General features: G+C 62.8%; 26 protein-coding genes and 1 pseudogene. 14 read left to right on the forward strand and 13 right to left on the reverse strand.

The features are described 5' to 3' along the window. Window positions 1–89 precede the first annotated feature (89 nt). From FY036_RS07700 to FY036_RS07715, 4 genes are all read right to left on the reverse strand, one after another. Entirely contained in the window at window positions 90–683 is a 594-nt protein-coding gene (locus FY036_RS07700) for a methyltransferase family protein (RefSeq protein WP_148914129.1), read from the reverse strand. 130 nt (window positions 684–813) lie between these two features. Then, window positions 814–1,440: an SCO family protein gene (locus FY036_RS07705; protein WP_148914130.1), complete on the reverse strand. Its 627-nt coding sequence runs from the start codon at window positions 1,438–1,440 to the stop codon at window positions 814–816. After that, window positions 1,437–1,940, reverse strand: coding sequence for a copper chaperone PCu(A)C (locus tag FY036_RS07710; protein ID WP_148914131.1), 504 nt, complete (start codon window positions 1,938–1,940; stop codon window positions 1,437–1,439). The genes FY036_RS07705 and FY036_RS07710 overlap by 4 nt, the downstream gene beginning before the upstream one ends. Continuing rightward, window positions 1,937–4,147: a heavy metal translocating P-type ATPase gene (locus FY036_RS07715; protein WP_148914132.1), complete on the reverse strand. Its 2,211-nt coding sequence runs from the start codon at window positions 4,145–4,147 to the stop codon at window positions 1,937–1,939. The genes FY036_RS07710 and FY036_RS07715 overlap by 4 nt, the downstream gene beginning before the upstream one ends. 67 nt (window positions 4,148–4,214) lie before the next feature. Here FY036_RS07715 and FY036_RS07720 point away from each other — a divergent pair, with 67 nt between their 5' ends. Further along, entirely contained in the window at window positions 4,215–4,628 is a 414-nt protein-coding gene (locus FY036_RS07720; protein WP_148914133.1) for a MerR family transcriptional regulator, read from the forward strand. 26 nt (window positions 4,629–4,654) lie between these two features. Here the strand turns inward: FY036_RS07720 and FY036_RS07725 are convergent, their stop codons facing one another. The 5 genes from FY036_RS07725 to FY036_RS07745 are packed head-to-tail and all read right to left on the reverse strand — an operon-like array spanning window position 4,655 to window position 9,442. Next, on the reverse strand, window positions 4,655–5,908 hold the full coding sequence (locus tag FY036_RS07725; RefSeq protein WP_148914242.1) for a cytochrome P450: 1,254 nt from the start codon (window positions 5,906–5,908) through the stop codon (window positions 4,655–4,657). Then, window positions 5,908–6,408 (reverse strand): signal peptidase II, encoded by a 501-nt coding sequence (gene lspA, locus FY036_RS07730; protein ID WP_148914134.1) that lies wholly within the window; start codon window positions 6,406–6,408, stop codon window positions 5,908–5,910. The genes FY036_RS07725 and lspA overlap by 1 nt, the downstream gene beginning before the upstream one ends. A gap of 23 nt (window positions 6,409–6,431) precedes the next feature. After that, window positions 6,432–7,175: a cytochrome c biogenesis CcdA family protein gene (locus FY036_RS07735; RefSeq protein WP_148914135.1), complete on the reverse strand. Its 744-nt coding sequence runs from the start codon at window positions 7,173–7,175 to the stop codon at window positions 6,432–6,434. 15 nt (window positions 7,176–7,190) lie between these two features. Continuing rightward, window positions 7,191–8,075, reverse strand: coding sequence for a cation diffusion facilitator family transporter (locus FY036_RS07740; protein ID WP_235897578.1), 885 nt, complete (start codon window positions 8,073–8,075; stop codon window positions 7,191–7,193). Next, on the reverse strand, window positions 8,072–9,442 hold the full coding sequence (locus FY036_RS07745) for a phenylacetate--CoA ligase family protein (RefSeq protein ID WP_148914136.1): 1,371 nt from the start codon (window positions 9,440–9,442) through the stop codon (window positions 8,072–8,074). The genes FY036_RS07740 and FY036_RS07745 overlap by 4 nt, the downstream gene beginning before the upstream one ends. A 96-nt stretch (window positions 9,443–9,538) precedes the next feature. On the opposite strand from FY036_RS07745, the gene FY036_RS07750 reads away from it, so the two are divergent. Further along, window positions 9,539–9,925 (forward strand): MerR family transcriptional regulator, encoded by a 387-nt coding sequence (locus FY036_RS07750; RefSeq protein WP_148914137.1) that lies wholly within the window; start codon window positions 9,539–9,541, stop codon window positions 9,923–9,925. Between the two features lie 68 nt (window positions 9,926–9,993). On the opposite strand, the gene FY036_RS07755 is transcribed toward FY036_RS07750, so the two are convergent. Then, the gene (locus FY036_RS07755; RefSeq protein WP_148914138.1) at window positions 9,994–10,248 is read right to left on the reverse strand and encodes a hypothetical protein; all 255 of its coding nucleotides are present in this window, start codon (window positions 10,246–10,248) and stop codon (window positions 9,994–9,996) included. A gap of 162 nt (window positions 10,249–10,410) precedes the next feature. After that, window positions 10,411–10,848 carry a DUF882 domain-containing protein gene (locus FY036_RS07765; RefSeq protein WP_201744711.1) on the reverse strand — a complete coding sequence of 146 codons (438 nt, stop codon included), beginning with the start codon at window positions 10,846–10,848 and terminating at the stop codon, window positions 10,411–10,413. On the opposite strand from FY036_RS07765, the gene FY036_RS07770 reads away from it, so the two are divergent. Then, on the forward strand, window positions 10,847–11,506 hold the full coding sequence (locus FY036_RS07770; protein WP_148914141.1) for an HpcH/HpaI aldolase/citrate lyase family protein: 660 nt from the start codon (window positions 10,847–10,849) through the stop codon (window positions 11,504–11,506). The two genes, FY036_RS07765 and FY036_RS07770, sit on opposite strands and share 2 nt — an antisense overlap. Continuing rightward, complete coding sequence (locus FY036_RS07775; RefSeq protein ID WP_148914142.1) at window positions 11,503–12,750, forward strand: pyridoxal phosphate-dependent aminotransferase; 1,248 nt, start codon at window positions 11,503–11,505, stop codon at window positions 12,748–12,750. The genes FY036_RS07770 and FY036_RS07775 overlap by 4 nt, the downstream gene beginning before the upstream one ends. A gap of 303 nt (window positions 12,751–13,053) precedes the next feature. Here the strand turns inward: FY036_RS07775 and FY036_RS23755 are convergent, their stop codons facing one another. Then, window positions 13,054–13,407, reverse strand: coding sequence for an IclR family transcriptional regulator domain-containing protein (locus FY036_RS23755; protein WP_161601113.1), 354 nt, complete (start codon window positions 13,405–13,407; stop codon window positions 13,054–13,056). Window positions 13,408–13,422: 15 nt separating this feature from the next. Here FY036_RS23755 and FY036_RS07785 point away from each other — a divergent pair, with 15 nt between their 5' ends. Next, entirely contained in the window at window positions 13,423–13,836 is a 414-nt protein-coding gene (locus FY036_RS07785; RefSeq protein WP_235897579.1) for a diguanylate cyclase domain-containing protein, read from the forward strand. A 339-nt stretch (window positions 13,837–14,175) separates the two neighbouring features. Here the strand turns inward: FY036_RS07785 and FY036_RS07790 are convergent, their stop codons facing one another. Then, window positions 14,176–15,372 (reverse strand): DUF1173 domain-containing protein, encoded by a 1,197-nt coding sequence (locus FY036_RS07790; protein ID WP_148914245.1) that lies wholly within the window; start codon window positions 15,370–15,372, stop codon window positions 14,176–14,178. 259 nt (window positions 15,373–15,631) lie between these two features. Here FY036_RS07790 and FY036_RS07795 point away from each other — a divergent pair, with 259 nt between their 5' ends. From FY036_RS07795 to FY036_RS07835, 9 genes and pseudogenes are all read left to right on the forward strand, one after another. Continuing rightward, window positions 15,632–16,828 (forward strand): DUF932 domain-containing protein, encoded by a 1,197-nt coding sequence (locus FY036_RS07795; RefSeq protein WP_148914144.1) that lies wholly within the window; start codon window positions 15,632–15,634, stop codon window positions 16,826–16,828. 138 nt (window positions 16,829–16,966) lie between these two features. Next, window positions 16,967–17,305, forward strand: coding sequence for a hypothetical protein (locus tag FY036_RS07800; RefSeq protein ID WP_235897580.1), 339 nt, complete (start codon window positions 16,967–16,969; stop codon window positions 17,303–17,305). A 249-nt stretch (window positions 17,306–17,554) separates the two neighbouring features. After that, window positions 17,555–17,839 carry a hypothetical protein gene (locus tag FY036_RS07805; RefSeq protein WP_235897581.1) on the forward strand — a complete coding sequence of 95 codons (285 nt, stop codon included), beginning with the start codon at window positions 17,555–17,557 and terminating at the stop codon, window positions 17,837–17,839. Then, entirely contained in the window at window positions 17,836–18,036 is a 201-nt protein-coding gene (locus tag FY036_RS07810) for a hypothetical protein (protein ID WP_148914147.1), read from the forward strand. Before FY036_RS07805 ends, FY036_RS07810 begins: the two co-directional genes overlap by 4 nt. Before the next feature lie 117 nt (window positions 18,037–18,153). Beyond that, window positions 18,154–20,307 carry a ParB/RepB/Spo0J family partition protein gene (locus FY036_RS07815; protein WP_148914148.1) on the forward strand — a complete coding sequence of 718 codons (2,154 nt, stop codon included), beginning with the start codon at window positions 18,154–18,156 and terminating at the stop codon, window positions 20,305–20,307. A gap of 72 nt (window positions 20,308–20,379) precedes the next feature. Beyond that, window positions 20,380–20,856 (forward strand): hypothetical protein, encoded by a 477-nt coding sequence (locus FY036_RS07820; RefSeq protein WP_148914149.1) that lies wholly within the window; start codon window positions 20,380–20,382, stop codon window positions 20,854–20,856. 85 nt (window positions 20,857–20,941) lie between these two features. Next, a complete protein-coding gene (locus tag FY036_RS07825) occupies window positions 20,942–21,322 on the forward strand; it encodes a hypothetical protein (protein ID WP_148914150.1) in 381 nt (126 codons plus the stop codon). Between the two features lie 143 nt (window positions 21,323–21,465). Next, a pseudogene (locus FY036_RS07830) lies at window positions 21,466–22,039 on the forward strand (DUF1419 domain-containing protein). A gap of 106 nt (window positions 22,040–22,145) precedes the next feature. Then, window positions 22,146–22,568, forward strand: a complete 423-nt coding sequence (locus tag FY036_RS07835) for a hypothetical protein (RefSeq protein WP_148914151.1) — start codon at window positions 22,146–22,148, stop codon at window positions 22,566–22,568. Window positions 22,569–22,598: the final 30 nt, after the last annotated feature.

Consider the following 22,598-nt stretch of genomic DNA (forward strand, 5'->3'; position numbering starts at 1 on the left):
TGGGGATTGGCGTCTTGACGGCCGTTGCCGCTTCGGGTCAGGGGCCGACGGCCATCGCGTTGCACGTCACAATGGACAATCCGGGACTGTCAGATCCAGCGTCGCACCTTACGGCAGTACGTTTGGTATTCGGCACCGAGATCGCGATTCAAGGCCTGTTCCTCGATCCGGACCTGAAGGTGCACAGCCGCGATCAGCACGAAGGTCAGGGCGAGTTGGATGAGGTTCGGCAGCGCAAAAGCCAAGCCGACGAACAGCATCACCTGGCCAACGAACACAGGGTTGCGCGACAAGCCAAATGGTCCCGTTCGCACAATGGTGCCGAGCTCTCCCGACGCTGCCCCGATCCTCCAGGATAGACCCATATAGATCTGCGAATAGAGCGCCAGGCCTGCTCCGGCTAAGGCGAGGACGCCGCCGACCAGATCGCCGAAACGGCCATCGACCACTTCGTGCACCGGGTCGGCCAGCGCGTCGCTCAGAGCCAGCGCTGCCAGCGCGTAGACCGCGACGCCGGCGAACGCGAGACGGAACAGGAGCGCCGGGAGTGCCTGCCTCTCCGATCCTTTGCCGAACAGCCAAAGGGATCGCCCCGACGTCCGTGCCGCGCGGGCTGTTAGCATCAGGAATAGCGCCATATAGGCCAATACAATTGCGGAGCAGACGGTCTCGATAGGTGTCATGTTGCGTCTTAAGGCCCGCCGATCAGGGATAGCTCGCGTAGAGTTCGGTCAATCCGTCGCGGCTCACCGGTAGCACGCCTTAAGGGTCGGCATCCGGTCCCAGTTCGCCCAATGGCATCTTCCTCTTTGTTCACGCGGCCGTGCTGGCCAACCGGCGGAGCTTCTGAAGCTGGCTTTCCTTTGGCTCGTGCAAGTCGAGCGTGCCCATGAACTCACCCTCGGCGTCGATCAGGTAGACGCCGGCAGTGTGGTCCATCGTGTAGTTGCCGCCTTCCAGCGGCACCTTCTCGTAGTAGGCGGCGAACGCCTTCGCGGCCTGATCCGTCTGTTCCTTCGTGCCGCGCAGGGCAAGGATGCGGGGGTCGAACGACGACATGTAGCTTGCGAGCAGTTCCTGCGTGTCGCGTTCGGGATCGACGGTGATGAACAGCGGCCTGATCTTGTCGGCATCCGGCCCGAGGTCTGCCAGCAGACCTGTCAACTCGAACAGCGTCGTTGGGCAGACGTCCGGGCAATGGGTGAAGCCGAAGAAGACGAGATATGGCGTGTCCTCCAGGTCCTCGTTGGTCAGCATCTCGCCCCTTTGCGTGGTCAGCTCGAACGGACCGCCGATCGCGGCAACGCCTGTGGCCGTGCTCGAAGTGACCGCTCCGGGTCTCTCGACGCCCGGCAGGAGGCCGCTGAAGGCTAAAAGCACACCCCCGACGATCGCCACCGCGCCCCAGGCCGCGGTGCGGATGATCTTCAACGCTTTCATTGTGATACGGGCACCCTGTGGCCTTCGTGGTTCTGAGGCGCTTCCGGCGTTGCGCCCATCGGCACGATCGCAAACTCGACCGCGACATCGCCGGCCTTCTCGAAGGTGAGCGTTGCCGGAAAACGCTCGCCGTCCTTCAGCGGCTTTGCCGGATCGACGAACATGATGTGGGCGGCACCGGGCTGTAGCCTGAGGGTTTCGCCGGGCGCGATTGCAATCCCGTCTTCGGCTGGGCGCATCCGCGCCACGCCGTCAGTTATTGTCGACTCGTGCATCTCCACGGCCTCGGCGGCATCCGAGGAGCCGCCGAGCAGGCGATCGGGCTCGGTCCCGGTGTTGGTAATGGTGAGATAGCCGCCGGCGACTGGCGCTCCGGGCGGAGTCGCCCGCGCCCAGGGATGGTCGATCGCGAGTGGCCCGGCCTTGTAGTCATGGGCGAGCACACCCTGCGCTGCCGCGGTCAGTATCAGGCCGAGCGTGAGGGTCTTCACCAGTTTCATCCTGTCACCCCGATTCTTTCGTTTTCGACTGCGCTCGCACCACCCGACCGACTCGTGGAAGCGCGATCGGCACGGAAGCGAAGGAGCCGCAGCGCATTGATCGTGACGAGCACGGTGGCGCCGGTATCAGCCAGGATCGCCATCCAGAGCGTGGTCGTGCCGGTGAGCGTCGTAATCAGGAAAACGGCCTTGAGGCCCAGCGCCAGAGCGATGTTCTGCCAGATATTGCCCAGTGTCGCACGCGACAGCTCCACCAACTCGGCCACGCCCGTCACCCGGTTCTTCAGAAGCGCCGCGTCGGCAGTTTCGAGCGCGACTTCGGTGCCACCGCCCATGGCGATGCCCACCGAGGCCGCTGCCAGCGCCGGCGCATCGTTGATGCCGTCGCCCACCATGGCAATGCCACCATGCGCTCTCAGCGCGCCGATCTCGGCAAGCTTGGCGTCGGGCAGCAACTCCGCTTTGGCTTCCAAACCGAGGCCACCAGCGATTGCATCAGCCGTGCGCGCGTTGTCGCCGGTCAGCATGACAGTCCGGACGCCGAGCTCGTTGAGGCGTGCCACGCCGGCGGCGGCATCCTCGCGCGGCTCGTCGCGCAGGGCGATGATGCCGAGGATCCTCTTGCCGCTCAGCAGCACAACGGCGGTCTTGCCTTCGAGCTCCAGCGATCTCAGGCGGGCACCGATCTCTTCGGGTATCTCGGCTTGCTCAGCCGCGTAGCGCGGTGAGCCAATCGAAACGAAGCCCTCGCGGAGGCGTGCCGTCACGGCCTTGCCGGGGACTGCCATCGCCCCGCCGAACGTCTTCGGCAGCTCCAGGCCGCGTGCCTCGGCCGCCTCGACGATGGCGGCGCCGAGCGGGTGGCTGGACTCGCTTTCGACTGCGGCGGCCTTGGCGAGGATTTCGGCATCGTCGCCCTCGATGGCAATTACATCCGTCACGCGCGGCCGCCCGACCGTGAGCGTTCCGGTCTTGTCAAAGGCGACCGTGCGCACTTTGCCCAGCGTCTCAAGCGCGGCGCCGCCTTTCACGAGAAGCCCGCGCCGGGCACCTACGGCCAGTCCGGAAGCGATCGCCGCCGGCGTCGAGATGACGAGCGCACATGGACAGGCGATGAGCAGCGTCGCCAGGCCGCGATAGATCCAGGTCGACCATTCCGCCCCGAACAGGAGTGGCGGCGCGACCATGATCAGGGCGGCAACGGCCATGGCGGCGGGTGTGTAATAGGTGCTGAAGCGGTCGATAAAGCGCGCCGTGGGGGCTTTCGAGCCTTGCGCCTCCTCGACGAGATGAATGATGCGGGCAATCGTGTTGTCGGCGGCCGTCCGCGTGATCCGCACCCGCAGCACGCCATTGGCGTTGATGCTGCCGGCAAAGACGGCGCTGCCCGGCTCTTTCAGGACCGGCACGGACTCGCCCGTGACCGGCGCCTCGTCCAGCTCGGACGTGCCCTCGATAACTTCTCCATCGGAAGGCACACGATCGCCGGGGCGGACCACGACGACATTGCCGATGCCGAGCCGTTCGACCGGAACTTCCAACACGGCTCCGTCCCGCTCCAGCCGTGCGACGCGCGGCACAAGGTTCATCAGCGCAGCGATCCCGGAGCGTGCCCGTCCTGCGGCGATGTTCTCGAGGAGCTCGCCGACCGCGAACAGGAAAACCACGACCGCGGCCTCTGCGCCCTCGCCAATCGCGATAGCGCCGATCGCGGCAACGGACATCAAGGTCTCGATGCTGAAGGGCGTGCCATGGCGCGCGCCGGCAACAGCGCGCCGGGCGATCGGAATCAGACCGAGACCCGCCGCCGCCACATAGGCCCACTCCGCCACATCCGGCGCAATCGTCGCGACAACGAAGGCCAGAACAAGGAGCGCGCCGGTGCCGAGGACGAGCTGGCCTTTGCGGGTGCGCCACCAGGTCCGATCGACGGTCTCAGGTCGGCCAAGTGGGACATTTGCGTCGGCGATAGGCTCGCCGTCCACGGGATGCGGAGTGTAGCCTAGCGAGCGGATGCGCTCCTCGATCGCCGTGCGCGACGTGCGGTCCTCGTCCAGAAGGAGCGAGAGCATCTCCAATCCGACATTCACATTGATGTCGCTGACGCCGGGCAGACGTTTCAGTCCGTTCTCGATTTTGAGCGCGCAGGCCCCGCAATCCATGCCTTCGACGCGGAGCTTGAGCGCACTGGCTGGCGCACCTGCCATGATGTCACCTCGACTTCTTCGATGTGACATCGCATATAGACCCTGTAGCAACTACAGGGTCAAGACGATGACGCGCGAAAAGTTCTCGATCGGCGATCTGGCCAAGGCGACCGACACGAAGGTAGAGACGATCCGGTATTACGAGCGCATCAGGCTCTTGCCGGAGCCGGAGCGCACTGGCGGCAATTACCGGAGCTATTCGGCCGCGCATCTCGGTCGTCTCAGCTTCATTCGCCGCGCGCGCGATCTCGGCTTCTCGATCGAGCAGGTACGCGACCTTCTCGGACTTTCCGATCAGCGCGATCGACCTTGTGAGGCTGTTGACGCGATCGCGCGCGAGCATCTCGGCGAGGTGGAGCGCAAGATCCGGGATCTTCAGGCCCTGCGCCGCGAGCTGGACAGCATTCTAAGCCAGTGCGGCTGCGGCACAATCGCCGAATGCCGGATCATCGAGGCGCTGTCGCCTAACGATCAACGCTGAGCTGAACGACGCCCGGCGGCAGGAGCTTAGGCGTGTAACCTTACCCGGCTGATGATGAACCGGCTTTGGGGTAATGCGGGCAGCCGTGAGTAGTCGATTCGCAAATCTTGCTCCGGCACATGGTATCTGATCCGTCTGGTCAGAAAGTCTGATGCCTGCTTCATCAGTTCGATTGTGATCCACTCGCCAGCGCAGCGGTGGTTGGCGTTGTGATCCCCGCCGCCTTGAGGAACGAAGTTGAACGGGCTGCCGTCCCATTCACGAAACCGCTCGGGCTGAAACGCCTCAGGCGAGTCCCACGTCCTGGCGTCGTGGTTCGTTCCGTAAAGGTCCAGGATAACGCGTCGCCCGCTAGGGAAGCGGTATCCCATCCAATCGAAATCGGATCGCACCAGCGCCGCGACAGCGGGAAAGAAGGGGTAGAAGCGCCGAACCTCCTGGACGAAGAATTCTGGGTAAGAACCGTCGCCGCCGGCTTCCAGCTTGCTCCGGCATTCAGGATAGTGATGAAGGGCGTGGGCGACGAAGGTGATGTAGACACCGATGGCAACGATCGGCCTAATCACGTTGAGGACTTCCACAGCGGCAACGTGAGGGCTCAGCAGCTCACCATCCAGACCCCGGTGCTCTGCGATGACGCGAGCAGCCGATTCTACCGGCGGGCGGATTTGCCTTGAACGGATCTGCACGACAACGTTCTCAATCCAGCGGTCGGCCCGTTTGCGCGCCAACCGAGCTCGCCAGTGCTTGGGCCCGACCGATCCTGCGGCATCGAAAAGCGCGGTGATCTCCCGCGTCCGCTGTCGCACCTGAGCCTCGGGTAGCGGAACCCCGGCCCAACCGCACGCGGCTCGCGTCAGAAGTTCGTGGAGCTCATCGTACAAGACGATCTCGTCCTTAAGCGCCCATGGCCGAGCACGGGCCTGCCACTCCTCCGCGGTAGTTGCGATCAGTCCTTCGATCCGCTCGGGCGTCATCAGGGACATGAACATCTGCTTGCGATGTCGGTGAGCCGCGTCATCCAGCCCTTGCACACCACCCCTTCCAAGAAGCGTTTTCTGGATTCGCCCGATCATGGCGCCATGCCGCATAAATCGGCTTTGATCGTAGAAGAGCCGGGCCCCCTCCGGCCCCGTCATACAGATTGTTTTGCGGAGCATGAGCCGGGTCTCGAATAGGTCCGCTCCATAGACGCGACACTGCTTCGAGATGAACCTATAAGGGTCCTTGAGTAGCGCGAGCGTCGCGTCGAGCCGGTTGTCACGAGGAAGCGGCGGCATCAAGGCGCCTTCATCGGATCAACATCGGGGTGCTTTTTCGGACCCTTCGCCTCGTCTCTGGGCAAGATGCTTTCGAGCAACAGAAGGCCGACGCCGCTCACGATCGCCACATCGGCGAGATTGAAAGCCGGCCAGTGATAGGTGGCGAGGTAAAAATCCAGAAAGTCCGTCACGGCGCCATGCCGCAGCCGGTCGATAAGGTTTCCCAGCGCGCCCCCGGCAATGAGCCCGAGCGAAACGGCCGTCAGGCGGTGTTCGGCCCGCTGCAACCAAACAAGGAGCCCGGCCACAATCGCCAGCGTGAGAGCGATCAGTGCCCAAGGCGAGGCGTCGCCAAACAACCCGAAACTCACGCCCGTGTTGCGGCCAAGGACCAGGTTGAAGAAGCCGGTGATGGGGATCACCTGGGGCGGGGCCATGACGTGGTTGAGGATCATCCACTTCGATACCTGATCGGCCGTGAGAGCGAGGAGTGCGATAGGGAGCCCAAGTTTCAGCATGCCTGTCCTTTCCGTTGTTGGGCTCAACCGATCTGGCCGAGAACCGGGAAGGTCTGCAGGAGCCAGATCGCGAAGCTACTCAGTTGGCCGGTAATCATCGCGATACCCATTACTACCATAGTCCCGCCGGCGACGATCTTCAGGACGCGTCCGGTTCGCCGCATGGCCGTCATTCGCGCCATGAAACCGCGCATGAACAGGGCGGCAAGGATGAAGGGCAGACCAAGTCCGAGCGAATAGACTGCCAGGAGGGCCGTTCCGCTTCCGGCGGTGGCATTCGCGGCCGAAAGCGCCAGGATCGCACCAAGGACCGGCCCGATGCAGGGCGTCCAGCCGAAGGCGAAGGCAAGGCCCAAGAGGTAGTTTGCCCAAGGCCCGCCGCCTGGCCGGCCTGAGTGAAATCTCACATCGCGCTCGAACCACGGCATGGGCACGAGGCCGGTCGTGAACAGGCCGAAGCCAATGACGATCGCACCGCCGATCAGGTTGGCCTCATAGAGGTGTGCGCGCAGAAGCCCACTTAGCGCTGTTGCGCTGGCCCCGAGGAGGACGAATACGGTAGTGAAGCCGAGCACGAAGCAGAGGCCCAAACCGAGTGTCCGAATCGTCTCCTTCAGGCCTACTTGGTGGGCAAGCCCATCCGGGCTGATGGTCCGCCCGGCGACATAGGAGACGTAGCCCGGCACGAGCGGCAGAACGCAAGGGGATAGAAACGAGATGACGCCCGCGGCAAAAGCCGTGGCTATACCGACGCCGGAGTGGTCCACTGCGGTCCTCCTCCGTCAGGCCTTGGCGCCGCTCGCCGGTGCGGCCTCTCGAAGATCGTTGCGGGCATCGCGGATGATCGACCATGCCGACTGCAGGAACAGCCCGGCCACGGCAAACGCCACGATCAGATCCGGCCAAGGCGAATTCAGCGCCCATACGACGCCGGCCGCGGCGATTACAGCGAAATTGCCAATCGCGTCGTTGCGCGAAAACAGCCACACGGCGCGCATATTGGCATCGCCTTTCCGGTGCGGCAGCAGTACCACGGCCGCGAGCACGTTGACGATCAACGCGACGGTGGCAAAGCCGGCCATCAGCAGCGTTTGGGGCTCGTGCTCGACGAAGACGCGGTAGAACGTCGAGCCGATCACGCCAAAGCCGAGCAGCGCCAGGAAAATTCCCTGCAGCAGTGCCGCCCGGGCTCGCGCTGCAAGGCCCCAGCCAACGGCTATCAGCCCAAGGAAGGAGATCAGACCGTCGCCGATGAAGTCGAGGGCATCGGCCTGCAGCGCTTGCGAGCCCGCGAGGAAGCTGCCGCCAATTTCAATGACGCCGTAGCCGACATTCAGCAGAACGACGATCCACAGCGCCCGTTTGTAGGCCGGCGTGACATGTGAGAGGTCGGGAATGCGGTCATCATCATCAACCTCGGCGGCATCGGCAGATGTCTTCGGCGCGCCTATACGGTCGAGCTGGTATCCGAGGTCGCTCACCGCGTTTTCGACGACGGGCAATCGGGTGGCCGCATCATCGACCTCCAGGGTCATGATCTGCGAGGCGATCGACACCTTTACATCGGAGACACCGGGGACCTTGCGTGCTGCGCCTTCGATCTTGGCGGCGCAGGAGGCACAGTCCATGCCCGTGACGTGATAGCGGGCCGTTGCGGTAGCGGTCATAAGATTGGTCCTTTGGGCTCGAAGGGAATAATCGGGCGAACTTTGCCGCCTTGGGTTTGCTCGGGTGGCTCATCGCCGCGCTCGATTTTGACGTGGTCGAGACCCTGTCGCTCGAGCAGTGCGCGCATATCAGCCTCGACCCGCGGCCAGACCGTGTCAGGGGTGCCGGAGACTTTCAGGCGCACCCGCACCGCATCGGGTGCGGTTTGCACGACCTGGTAGAGATCGACGCCGGGCACTGGATCAAGTAGCGCATAAAAGACCATTGGCGGCATTGTCACGGTCTGGCCGTCGCGGCCGGCGAAGCGCACCAGGTCGGAGGCACGCCCCTGGACTCGTATTGCCGGGAAGGGGCTGCCGCAGGGGCAGGCGTCCGGGCGCTCGACGATGCTGTCGCCAAGATCGTAGCGTAGGACCGGCTGCAGGCCGTTCGCCAGATTGCTCACCAGAACTGTGTGCGAGACCTGTCCTTTGGGTACTGGTCTGTGGCTCGCATCGACGGCTTCAAATGTCGCCCAATCGGAGTTCACGTGCAGCCAGCCATGCGCGCAGCTGAAGCTCAAGAACGGCACTTCCGTGGAAGCGTAGCTGTTACCTACCTTGGCGTTGAAGGCGCGTGCGATGCGCCCGTATTCTTCGGGAGCCAACCCCTCAGCTGCGAGTGCAAGCAGCGCAGGCCGAATGTGTAGGCGGCCCTGTTCCTGTTCGGTGGCGAGCAGGGCTGCAATGCTCGCGTAAGGCGCCAGAAGAACAGGCTGGAACTCATTAAGCGCAGCCACGATTTCTCGGATCGGATCATGCACCGAGAGCTGCAGAAGCTTGTCGTTACGCCGACGCTTCAAGGCGGCGGCGGCCACAGCCGAGGCGAAATGTCCGCCCTTGGCCATCACCATCGCCATGCGCCCCGACCCTGCGATGATCTTCACGAAATCGCCAAAGCTTAACCAGCTCGTGAGCATGCGAAGGGCGATGGACTGTGTGACCGCCATGGCCCGATTGTCATAAAGGAAGATGCCCTTGGTTCCGCTCGTGCCCGAGGTGGTCGCCAGGGTGTAGCCGTGGAACTTCTCGCCGACCTTGTCCGGGTCTTCGGCGAAGACTTGGGCGTCGGAAAACGTGACGGTCCGATCAGTTACCCAATCGTCGAATCCACTCATCAGCCACTTCTTGGTGGTGATCGGCAGATTCTCAAGCCTCACCGGCCCTTGGGGTATATCGGCATAGAGCCGCCGGTAGAGGGGAGAATTTGCCCGAGCGAAAGCAACCATCGCGCCAAGGCGCTCGCGCTGCCGTCGAAGGATGCCCTCGGACCCCTCCTTCCTGGCGCGTCGGTTATCGAGCACGAGCCCAAGCAGGTTTTCACCCATGCGAAGGCCTCCTTTCTCGATATGCCGAACGCCCTTGCGGTGATATAGGCCCGGAGTCTACAACCTGTAGCGACTACAGGAGCAAGAGCTAAAAAAATGCAGATTGGGGACCTGTCGCGCGCGGCCGGCGTCAACATCGAAACCATCCGCTACTACGAGCGGATCGGCGTACTGCCTAAGGCGACCCGCCAAGTGAACGGCCGGCGTACCTACTCCCAGGACGACGCCCGCCGCTTGAGCTTCATTCGCCATGCCCGGGATCTTGGATTTGATCTGGCCGACGTGCGCACGCTTCTTGCCCTGCAAGAGCAACCCGAAGCCTCCTGCGAAGATGCGAGTCGTATCGCCCAAGCGCAGTTGGAGGCGGTCGAGAGCCGAATTGCCAAGCTCCAGAGCCTGCGGACCGAGCTCACCCGCATGCTGACGGAATGTCAGAATGGGGTCGTGGCCGAATGTCGTGTGATTGAAGCGCTCAACGGCTAATTGGCGGAATAAGGAGGGCCCGCCTCGCTTCTGCCGTGCCTCCGTTGGGAGCTTTCCGCTGATCCTCATCAACCTCGGCAGGCTCTCGCCTGATTTCGCATAACTTCGTAGTCGCTCATCATCGCAACGATCGCCGATCGGTCAGGCAGAAGAGCGAGTTCGTCGGCTGCTCGCATCTGAAGCTCGCGGCTGTACTCCACGACGGGCGGACAGACCGATACGCCGACCGGATCAGAACCGACCGTCGCGCATGCGCTCAGCGAGGTCGTCACGATCGCGAGGGCGGCGACTCGCTGCCTCAACCATGCGACGTTGGATTTCATTCAGCTTCTCCGTGGCTTCGAGGCGTTCAACGAGACGACCTGCTCTCTCGCCGGACCGCCGTAGGGAGAACAGGAACAGCAGGACGGCGAGCGCGAGAACGCTGTATCGTAGGGCGGTACGCGCCCACGGGCTGCTGGTGATCGCGCCGAGCAAAGCCATGATCATCGCCGTCCACGTTTCCAGTCGTCGATGCGGGCATAGATCGCGAGGGCGATGCCAATAAGCGCGACCGCGATGAACACCCAGCGCAGCGTGTCCAGGTAGGGCACGAGTGGCAGAATGGCTGATTGCGTCTCGCTGAGGATGCTCTGCGCCACCTCGACACCCGCGGCGCCCAGTGTCGCCACACCGGCCGCACCAGTGCCTTTCATGGTGCGGCTCTCCGCCAGAACTTCGCGCGCAGGTGGGGTCTCGGCAGCGAACGCCGTTTCACGCGGCGGGAAGCGCTCGCCCCACTGCCGCGCGGGACCCAGATCGATGTGCATGAAGCCCGACCGTGGATAAAAGCCGAAGCCGAGGAATCCGACCGCCCGCGCGGCCGCCTCGAACGCAACCGGATCATGGTTCGACATTGCAATATCGAACGCGGCGCCTTCCATGTGCTTCGAGCGCTTTGCACCGCCGACGGCGCGGTTGTGCTCCGGCGAGGGTCTGCGTGATATCCTCGCTTGCATCGAGGCAGCTTTCCCGCCGGTTGGTATTGTGCTGCCAAAGGTGGAAACGGCTGAAGAGGTGCGCTGGGCTGGCGAACTCCTGGATGAGAAGGGGCTCGGCTGCCAGCTTCACACCATCATCGAGACGCCGCAGGCGCTGACGAATGCCGCAACGATCGCGAGGGCGCATCCGCGGCAACGGTCGCTGATCTTCGGTGGATTCGACATGTCCACCGCCATGGGCGCCGAGATGGAGTGGGAGCCGTTGCTCCATGCCCGCTCTGCAATCGTGGCCGCCGCCGCCCATGCAGCGCTTGACGTTGTCGACGCACCGTTTGCGGACCTGTCCGATGAGGCCGGACTGCGCCGTTGGACATCGCGGGCCCGCGCCCTTGGCATGACCGGAAAGGTGGTCAAGGATCCTTCGCAGCTTGCGGCGATTCATGAAATCCTGACGCCTGACGCCACCCAGATCGAACGTGCCAAAAGGATTGTGGCGGCGTTCGACCTGGATCCCGGGCAGCCTCTTCGTTTCGAAGGCAAGCTCGTGGAATTGCCGACGATTAAGCGGTTGCGCCAGGTAGCCACCTCGAGGTTCTCATGATCGTTTCGGCCGCTCCTTTGTCTCGGCTTGCACTGGGCGTACAGCCGTCTCCTACCCTCGAAATGAACCGGCGCGCGGCCGAGCTGGCGCGCCTCGGCCGCGACATCATTCCGCTGAGTTTGGGTGAGCCCGATTTCCATACGCCCGAGTTCGTGAAGGCGACCGGCATGGCCGCGATTGAGCGGAATTTCACCAAATACACGGCCGCGGACGGCACTGCCGACCTGAAGGAAGCGCTTGCGGACAAGCTGCAACGCCACAACAGCATCGCCGTACGTCCGGAGGACGTCGTGGTCGGCGGCGGCGCCAAGATCCTGCTGGTCGCCGCGCTGCTTACGATCCTCGACGTCGGCGACGAGGTGATCGTACCTGCGCCCTACTGGACGTCCTATCCGGAGTTGATCACGCTGGCTGGCGGACAACCGGTGATCATTGACGCGGAGGTGGATGACGGCTTCAAACTAACTCCCGAGTGCCTGCGCGCTAAGATCGGTCCGCGTACGCGGGCCCTGGTCTTCAACTCGCCGGTCAATCCGACCGGCGCCGTCTACAGCCGTTCCGAGATCGACGCACTTGCATCCGTCCTGAGAGAGCACCCCGACGTCTGGGTAGTCACAGACGAGCTCTACGAACACATATACTTTACCGACGAGCGGCCGGCGTCCTTTGTCGCGGTTGCCACTGATCTGGCCGGCCGAATCATTACCGTGAACGGTTTCTCGAAAGGGTATTGCATGACCGGCTGGCGTCTCGGTTTCGCGGCTGGGCCACGCGCCGTCATGCGGCCGATCGCGAGCTTGCTCGGTCAGATACAGGGGGCGCCGAGCAGCATCGCGCAGGCGGCTGGGCTTGCGGCGCTCACCGGCGACCAGACGTTCCTGGAGATCAACCGGCAGACGTTCCGCGAGCGGCGCGACGTTCTTGTGTCAGGTCTGTCGCGTATCGACGGGCTGCGTCCTCACCTGCCCGACGGCAGCTTCTATTGCTTCGTGGACTGCTCGAGATGGCTGGGCAGCCGCACCGCGCGCGGCAGACTGCTCACTTCAGACAAGGATGTCGTCGACGCGCTGCTGAACGAAGCGGAAATCTCGTCCGTCCACGGCGCGGCATTTGGCAGAAGCCCATTCATAAGGCTCTCCTTCGCGCTCGGCGTCGACCGGATCCGCCTGGGACTCGACAGACTGGCCAAGTTTCGCGAGACAATGCGGGCGTCGCCATTCAGTTCAACCTTCTGGAATCGTTGAGGTCCGAGGCGGGTCTACAAAATGACAGTCAATAACACTTGAACGATGCTGGGGATTTTCTAGTCATGAACGGCTCTGGACAGCGCTCTTTCGAGCATCTGATAATCTATTATCCTATTCTGTATGTTAATCGGCGCAATACGCAGGTATGGTAACCTCTCGCGGACCATCAATTCCTCAGTCACTGCTTCGCCAAAACCTGTTTTGTTAATCGCAGCAACAACTTCCCCCGTTACTCCGCGAACTGGAATTGCAATGGAAATCAAGCCATCCGTCAACTGATCGGCCACAACGGCATAGTTCTTATTTTTTAATGTCTTCGAATATTTCTTCGAGCTCGCAGCGATCTGTAACTGTACGCCTCGTCGCTTTAACGGGCTTAAATACCTTCCAGTATTGCTCCATCTCCTCGGGGTGCAGGTTGGCCAGCATGACGCGCCCCATACCGGACAGATAAGCGGGCAACCGTGATCCGGCCGTCGCCGAAATGCGCACCCCTGTGGGGCGCCAAGATCTGGCAATATACAGTATGTCTTTGAGGTTATTGCTCAAAATGCTGATTGAACAAGCATCACCAAATCGGTCGGAAACCGCTCGAAGTTCCGGCACGATCTCGACCTCGACGGTTTCAAGCCGATCAACGATCGCTTCGGGCATGCAATCGGCGACGCGGTGCTGATCAAGTTCGCCTTGTTGCTGCGGGACGTGTGCCGTCCAACCGACACGATCGCCCGGATTGGCGGCGACGAATTTGCGGTGCTCGTGGAGGGCATCGACAGCAAGGCTGAGGTGCTGGTGACGGCGTGGCGTATTCTCGATGCTCTGAAACCCGGTTGCGACTTCGGCGGCGAGCCGCTGAAGGTTGGCGCCAGCATTGGTGTCGCGATCGCTCCCTTCGATGGGCTAAGCGCGGACCAGCTGTTCGAAACCGCTGATCGCGCGCTTTATGAGGCGAAGGCCACGGGCGGCAGCAGCGTTCGGATGTACGATACTCGGCCCGACCAATATGGAACCGAGGGTTATCAGAAGGCCGGGCGCCCGAGTGACTTGGCTGGGAGCATAGAAGGGCCGCGCAAAAGCGCTTGATGGCAAAGATCGGCCGCCGCGGCGCATCGGATGACAGCAAAGCCGGCAGCGCTCGCGATCCTAAGAACTCTACCATGCCATCGATAGCGTCGGCGACAAGTGGAGTTCTTCCTCAGCGAGAATCGCAGCCTATTGCCGGCCAGCCTTTGAATTGTCATCGACGGCAGCCAGATCACGAGGCGATCGTGGCGTATGATGCTGACCTGCCCTTCTGAGAATGGTCTAGTTTTCATAACGGCGACGTGCCCCAACCGATTGGCCAGGTATGGGCAAGGAGCGGCAACCAATCTCGATTTACAACACGGAACAGCACCACCGGATCGCGGCTCGAAAAAATCCTCACCGACCCATCAGCGACGGCATTTTTCCGTCCGCCACTCGCCACGTCCAGGCATCGACTTCCGGTCGCGATGCGATGAGCTCATCGAGCGCTTCCTCGTAGGTTTCGTCCACTGTGGGCGGAATAATATAGAGCGCGAGCGGACGCGGCTGCCGCTGCACCACTGCCGCTGCACTCGGCCGCTCCGCGACCAAGCCATAGCGCAAGCCCTTCACGCTTCGTGTATTCAGTTTGGCGAGCGCCTCGACCAGCTTCTTTTCATAGACCGACTCGTATGGGATCCAGTTCTCCGAAACCACCATCACCGCCATCTCTTCTATGACGGCCAGCCCCGTCGGAGTCAGCCCGAAGGTCGCGATCGCCGTCAGGTGGGAAGCTTCGTCAGCGCTCCACAGCATCAGTTCATTCTCGAAGCGTACCCGAAGCCTGCGGTGGATCTCTTCATCCAGCATGAACGGGAAGTCCGGCATGTGCTTGACGATCAGTCGATGACCGCTCCGCGACGGCGAAACTTCCTTGACCTCGCCAAGCAGGATCATCAGTTTTCGAGCACCGCTCCTTGGCGGCAATGCAGGCGCGAGGGCCGCGGCTCTCCGCTGCTCGATCGCGGCCTTGTCCGAGGTGCGAAACGGTTCCGGCACGAACAGCACATCGCTCAGCATGCCGCCCTTTACCGTCATCTGCCGGGCTGCCTCGCGCAGATGCCATCGAATGTTCCACCAATGGCGCTTGCCGGCCCATCGCGACGTCCAGGCTGTCAATTCGGCCTGGTGCCACAGATAGTGCAGCAGGCTGCGCAGCGACAATTTCTTCGTCTCGCCGGCTACACTGTCGGCACCGTCCGCACCAGTAACAGGAGTTGCGCGTGCACCCACCTTCGTCAGGCTGAAACCGACCTTGAGCGCCGACAGGCCGCTCTCGGGATCGATCTGGATGGCGCTCCCTATGAGCACGCCGAGCCCGGACAATTCGTCGGGCGGTTCGTAGGACGGGCAAGCCGAATCATGTTCGCTTCCCGAAAGCGGCATCCTTTTGACGATAAATTGGTCGCCGACCTGTGCGACGTACATCGCGAGGCCCGGTTCCTTGCAAAGGCATAGTGGCCGGATACGATGCCGATACGCATAGGCAAGCACGTCCTGCAGATCCGGTGCTGTTTCCTCGATAACCCGATCAGCAAGCCTGAAACGTCGCATCGCCTCCATCGCTCCGGACGCCGCCGCATCCCCTGATTTCATTGATTCACGGTTTCACCGGCGAAGCAACCCTCAGGATTTTTCGAGCGCAAGCAGTGCTTCGCGGCGGTCCGGCCCCGGGGCCGGCCTCCTCCCGTCGCGGGCGCGCTGCCGCCGCGCGCGCTTCGCGCGGCGTGGCTAGAGGCAGAGGGTAGGCCGGGATGCGGTGGCGGGTCGAGACCGGGAGAGAGGCTCCCGGCTCCCGTCGCGGAGAAAGATCATGACCCATACGGAAATCCAGGCGCCAACTCGCATCGCCCCCAACGGCTATAAGGTCGATGTCAGCCGCGGCCAGCGCATCAGCCGCGTGTCGTCGGAATGGTTCAACCGGCCAGACGACGAACGCTACCTGTCCCTCACCGATCTCCACAATTCGGTGAAACGGCGGTCGGCAAGAAGCAAGACCCGGATCGTGGAAAGCGAGGCCATCCGCGTCGAGGCTTCCCGCGACAATCCCGAACGCCTGACATTGATGCTGCCGGGTGCCCACGCACCAGTCGCGCCGACGCACTGGAGTTTCGGCCAGCTCGCCAGTCTGGTCGGCGCACCGGCGACCTATCTGCGCCAGCTTCCGGCATCGCTCGCCGGCATTAACCTGCAATATGGCCTTTCCACGCACCGCGCCGAGCAGGTGAAGACGCTCGAAGTCGAGAACGGCCGTCTCGAGCTTCGAGCAGTGACGGGGCCAGATTACGGGAGAATTTTCGACCATGAACTTGTCGAGGCAGTGCAGAAGATCGCCGGCAACGGTACCGGCGATACGCGATGGAAGGTGCCGGGCGTGCTCGATTGGTCGACCCACATCTACAACCCAAACGTCGATATTTCGAAGGACACGACGACGCTTTATGCCTCCGACCGCGACATCTTTGTCTTCCTTGTCGATGATCTCAACCCGATCGAAGCCGGTCGGCTACCGAACGGCGAACCCGATCTCTACTTCCGCGGGTTCTATGCCTGGAACAGCGAGGTGGGCTCGAAAACCCTTGGGATTGCTAGCTTTTACCTGCGTGCCGTGTGTTGCAACAGGAATCTATGGGGCGTCGAGGATTTCCAGGAAATCACCATCCGCCACTCCAAATACGCAGCTTCGCGCTTTGCTCTCGAAGCCGAGCCGGCGCTGATCCAGTTCGCCGAATCTTCGCCCATGCCCTTCATAAACGGCATCAAGGCGGCGCGCGAGCGGATCGTCGCACGCGACGATGACGATCGGATCACTTTCCTGCGCAAGCGTGGCTTCTCGAAGGGCGAAACCACGAAAATCATCGACGCAGTCCTCGCCGACGAGGGCCATCCTCCTGCTTCGGTCTTCGATTTCGTGCAGGGCATCACACGGGTTGCGCGCGACAAGCAGCATCAGGATGTCCGGCTCGAGCTGGAAGGCAAGGCAAAGAAGCTATTCGACCTCGCCAGCTGACCCGCCGCAATTCTTGCGACTGCTCGGATGCCGACCTCGAGTTGATCAGCCGCCTCGCCCAGGAGGCGGATACGCGGCCCGTCGTGGTGCGCCACGTCGCAAAGCTGATTTCTGCCGGACGAAAGGAGGCAAGCCATGATGAGCCATCCTGAAGCCTGCACTGCGTTGACCCGGATGGAAGCCCGCCTGCGCGAAACACGCCACAATCTCTTCGAACTCGAACGATCGCTGCGAGATCGCGGCGAAGAGGAGACCATTCGTTCGCGCCCAAAAATGCGTCGCTACAACCGCCGCATGTCCAACTGGACCGGCAAGGACGAGGAAGCCTATCTCCAAGTCCTTGATCGACTGACCGACAGTGCCGCGGCCGATCTCGATCGGTTGCGGCGCAAGGTCGAACGCCAGGATATGGCCATCGAAGCGCTGCGCCGAAAGTATCGGGTCAATGTCGAACGGCCAACCTTCGCACCCCTGTAGGCAACAGCATCGCCATGGTGGTCAGCCACCATACGGGTTTCCCGCCATTCCCTCGGTCGAGGGGATGGCTTTTCTCCTGACGGCTTTCCAGGCGGGATTTCTCCCGCCAGTCGTCGCGGAGACCTCCTCATACTGCAACAGCACTTCACCACAGACTATTCCGCCGACATTGCCGCCGCTCTGGAGACGCCGGGAGGTCACCTCTCCCTCGGCTGCGGCGGCTTCATCCTTCACTACGGCTACGGCGCCATGCTTTCCGGTTATGACTGCGACGCGATCAAGGCTCAATCTATCGCTGCCTGCCTCCCGGTCATCGACAGCCGGTGTGTCGCGTTCGATGTCGTGGTGCAACTGACGCTGGGCGGCCCGCTGGTGGCCGTCGGCCGTGCGCCCGAGCCGGCACCCTGGCACGGCCTCTCCTACGCGCCGTTGCACGCGGTCGCCATCCGCTACGCTGCTGCCGGCGCCGAGATATGGAACATCCCCGAAGTCGAAACGTTGCCCGCGCCCGCCGAGCGGAGGACCGGGCCATGAGCGGTCGGCCTCTCCTGCAACTCTATACCACTTTTGCCGAGTTCGAGGCCCTGCATGAGCGGCACGATCGCACACGCAGCACCAGCAAGACGGTCACAGTAGACCGACAAGCACTCGTCCACATTCTCATGGACCATGCCCGCATGCTCGAAGCTTTGCGCAAGGCAGGTCGGGTCGATGTCGCCGAACCGCATTGAGGCCGCCGGCCTGCGCCGGCGCGGCGCGGCGAGAGGCAGAGGGGGGAGGGGAGGATTCCTGACGGGTTTGGAGGTTCGAGGAGAGACCCCGGGCCGCCCGTCAAGGAGACCCTGACCATGGCAAAAAGCGCCATTCAGAAGATCGCAATGAATCCCTCGGAGAACATCGCCTACGACAAGCTTGTCTTGTCACAGGAGAATGTCCGCCGGGTAAAGGACGGCGTCACCATCGAGCAGCTCGCCGCCGACATCGGCCGGCGCAAGCTCTTGCAGAGCCTGAACGTCCGTCCCGTCCTCGATGGAGACGGCGAGGAGACCGGCACCTTCGAAGTGCCCGCCGGCGGCCGCCGCTATCTCGCGCTCGGCATCCTCGTCAAGCAGAAGCGGCTGGCGAAGAATGAGCCGATCCCCTGCATTGTCAACCGCAGCGGAACGACTTCGGCCGAAGAGGACTCGCTTGCCGAGAACGTGCATCGCGAGAACCTGCATCCGCTCGATCAGTTTCGCACGTTCAAGGCACTGAGAGAGCAGGGCCTTGACATCGAGGAGATCGCCGCCCGTTTCTTCGTGTCGACGGCGATCGTCAAGCAGCGCCTGAGGCTCGCCTCGGTCTCGCCGAAGCTGCTCGAGCTTTACGAGAAGGACGAGATCCGCCTCGAGCAGATCATGGCGTTCTCGATCTCCGACGACCATGTCCGACAGGAGCAGGTCTGGGAGCGCGTCTCCGGTAACCCGAATATGCAGGAGCCCTACTACATCAGGCGCCTGCTGACCGAGACCACGGTGCGTGCCGACGATCGCCGCGCGGTCTATGTCGGCGCCGAAGCTTACGAGGCCGCCGGCGGCGTCATCCTGCGCGACCTGTTCGAGCAGGATTCCGGTGGCTGGTTCCAGGACGCCGCTCTCCTCGAGCAGCTGGTCTTCGAAAAGCTGAAGGTCGATGCCGAGGCCGTTCGCGCCGATGGCTGGAAGTGGGTCGAAGCTGCGATCAGCTTTCCGTACGGTCACACCTCCGGCATGCGGCGTGTCTATGCCGAGCCCGCGGAGATGAGCACCGAGGAGATCGCCCGCTACGATGCGGTGAAGGCCGAGTATGATTCCCTCGATGGGAAGTATGCCGAGATGGAGGACGCCGACCAGGAGATCGAGGACAAGCTCGATCAGCTCGGCGCCGAACTCGACGCCTTCAGCGATCGTCCCCAAGTCTATGACCCTACCCAGAAGATCATTGCTGGTGCGTTCGTCACGCTCGGCGCCAATGGCCAGCTCCAGATCGAGACGGGATTCGTCCGTTCCGAGGACGAGCCGCGGGCCGAGGCAGACGATGATGACGAGGAGGTCGGCGACGGGGATACCGACCCGTCGCAGTCCGATGACGGCGCCAATGGCGTCGTCGTCAACGGCCGGTCCACGAACGGCGGATCCGACACGACCGAAGAGCCCGAGGATGAAGGGATCAAGCCGCTGCCCGAACGGCTCGTCTTCGATCTCACTGCGCAGAAGACGCTTGCGCTGCGCAATGCGCTCGCAAGTGACGTCGACATCGCCTTCGTCACGGTCCTCCATGCGCTGGTGCTGCAGGTGTTCTACCGGTTCGCCAAGGACAGCTGCCTCGAGATCACCATGACCAGCAACGGCTTCGGTCAGGTCCAGGGTCTCGCCGAGACGCCCTGGGCGAAGGAGATCGCCGAGCGGCACGAGGCCTGGGACAGGGATATGCCAGACAGCGACAAGCTGTGGGAATTTCTGCTCGGTCTCGACGAGGCGAGCCGCAAGGCGCTGTTCGCGCACTGCGCGTCGCTCGCGCTCAACGCCGTGGTCGAGTCCTGGAACAAGCGGCCGGGCGCGCTTGCTCATGCCGATGAGCTGGCCGCCACGCTCGGCTTCGACATGGTCGAGGCTGGCTGGTCGCCCGCGGTGGACAACTATCTCGGCCGCGTCACCAAGGCCCGGATCGTTCAGGCAGTCCGCGAAGCACGCGGCGAGGACTCCGCGCAGCTCATCGAGCATATGAAGAAGGACTTGATGGCACGTGAGGCCGCTCGTCTTCTCGAAGGGTCGAATTGGCTGCCGGAGCCGCTGCGCCTCGATGGCGACGACGCAATTGGTGAAGGCGTCGAAGCGGCCGCCCACGACGTGACGGACGAGACGGCGCTCGACGGCGAGACCGCCGAGTTGCCTGCCTACCTCGCCGACGGTACCGGCACCTCCTCCGATGAACTGGCGCCCGAAGCCGGCGAGGAACCCGACCACCTCCAGGCCGCTGAGTAATCGGCCTCCCGCCGCACCGGGCCCGGCATCTCGGCCGGGCCCTTTTTCGTTTTCCGACATGGAGACATACGCATGTCCGCACATACAATTTACGATTGCGCCTCTCTGGGGAGCGTGATCCGCTATTCCGACGGCACGGCGAGGCCGCCCGCCCGCTTCAGAAAGAAGCTGTCTGCCTGGGACAGCCGCAACGGCACCGGCCGCCTGGTAAGGAAGGAACCACCGCGCGAGCGGCCGACCTACATTTCGCCGGCCTGTTTTACTCTGCATGAAGGCGATTTCGGCCAAGGCGGCATCATCGTCGTCTCGGTCCGGCGCACCTGGTCCGTCGAAAGTGATCTGCGCTTCGAGGTCGTCGAGCGTCCCAAAATCGGCATGGTCCGCGTTCTGCAGGATCTCGGCGACAGCCCGGAACTCCTGCATCTCGCCAGGGATCGCGGGGCCGCAGAACGCTGGCTCGCCAACAACTCGTACAGTCGGGCCTTTCTTGAGGAGGTCTCGGCTGACGAAGTCGGCGCCGACGCCATCGAGGGCCGCACGGCCGCCTGACTTCCTCGCTGCATAAACCAACCGATGACGGGCCTGGTGTCGCGCAAAGCGAGCGCCGGGCCTGTTCCGATTCATGGAGATCGAGATGTTCGACTGGAACAGAAGCTGCTCCTACGACGAGCAGCAGAAGCGACGTTTTCACACCACAGCCCGTTCGCGGCTGAAGAAACTTGCCGCCGAATTGGCGCTGCCGCCCGGCAGCTTCGAAATCCGCTCGAACAGGGCGGGGATCGCCGTATCCGGTGAAGTCACCCTGCACCATGACCGAGCATACATTCAAATCGGGCAGTTCGGTATGTCCTCGGGACACGGCATCCTGATCAGAACCTGCAAGGGCCGCAAGGACTTTGCCGGCGGGGCCAATCACTTCGTTGCGTTGACCATGCTCGACGACATTCCAGCGCTCGCAGCGGCTGTCCGCGCCATCGCCGGCATCGGACGCGATTCCGAACGCCGGGCTGCGTGAATCCGGTCCACCGATCCCGTCACCGCCGACAGTCGCCCGCTGCAGCGCTGCTGTGGCGGGCGACCGGCCATTATCGGAGAGCAGCCATGTCCACTCATCCCCCATTCCGAAAGGTGTTCGATGGCGTCGCAACGCGCGAGCAAATGTTCCACCTCTTCAACCGGCACAAAGACACCCCCGGGTATCGATCCAATTTCCGGCACGCCCTATGCCGGGGAGTATTTCGAGATTGCCGCCGAACAATACCACTTCATGCTCGCACTCCTTCCGCCGCTGTTCCAGCGAACCGGCATGTTCGGCATGTCCGAATTCAAGGCCGGCAACGTTACCAGCGTGTTTTTCGCGATCAGGATCCGCGGTCGCGAACGGTGGTTCCACGGCTTCTGCGACCTTTCCGACAAACGCAGTCCGGACGCCATGCGCGCGGCGATCGTTGCCCATGGGACGGGAGCCGTCGACAGCATGACGCGCGAGGAAAAGCTCGAGGCGATCTGGTCCGCCACCCATGCCGACTTCAAGGGCATCGCTGGCGAGGCGGACCCCGGTGCCTGGCCGCCGGAGCATCACGGCAAGCGGACCATCCTGGTCAATGCCGGCGCGCTGGGGACAGTCCTCAAGCTGCTGGAGGATCTTTCCGACGAAGAGATCGACAGCCGAATGTCGGACATCCGCGCCCGGTCGAGGAGGGCAGGGGCGAGCGATGCGGAACGATCATAAGCAGTCTCCGACCGCCAAACACACCTGGGAGGCGCATTCGAGTGCCCTCACATCTCACCCACGTCCGACGCTCTCGCGCGTCGGATATTGCACCAGGAGAATGGCAATGCCCAAATTCACTGTCGAAAGCACCTACCATCTGCCCGTGTATCGGCACCGCACCTACGATGCCGCGACGCCTGCCGATGCTTGTCGTCAGGCCGTCCAGGATGACGACTGGTCCGCCGAAAAATTCGACTACGAAACGGCTGGTGAGACATACGTCACCGGCCTCTGGCCCGGGGCGGAGGCCGCTTACCGTACCGAGTCAATAGCCGTGCCATCGCAGTTTCATGAGACGATCCAGCGCAAGGCCGCCCACTTCCAGGAGCTGTTCGATCAGTTGGTCTATGTCGCCCATCCGATGGGTTTATCCAAGGTCGACTTCGAGCGCTGGCTGCCGAAGGCGATTGTCGCGATTGAGAAGGCAAAGGCGATCATCGAGGAACGTCGCTATCCCGATGAGCGAACCGGGCTGCCAGGGTCATGATCAGCACCAACGCAGGACCAGAATTCCTTG

Origin of the sequence: Neoaquamicrobium microcysteis, assembly GCF_008180155.1 — a bacterium.
Taxonomy (GTDB): domain Bacteria; phylum Pseudomonadota; class Alphaproteobacteria; order Rhizobiales; family Rhizobiaceae; genus Aerobium; species Aerobium microcysteis.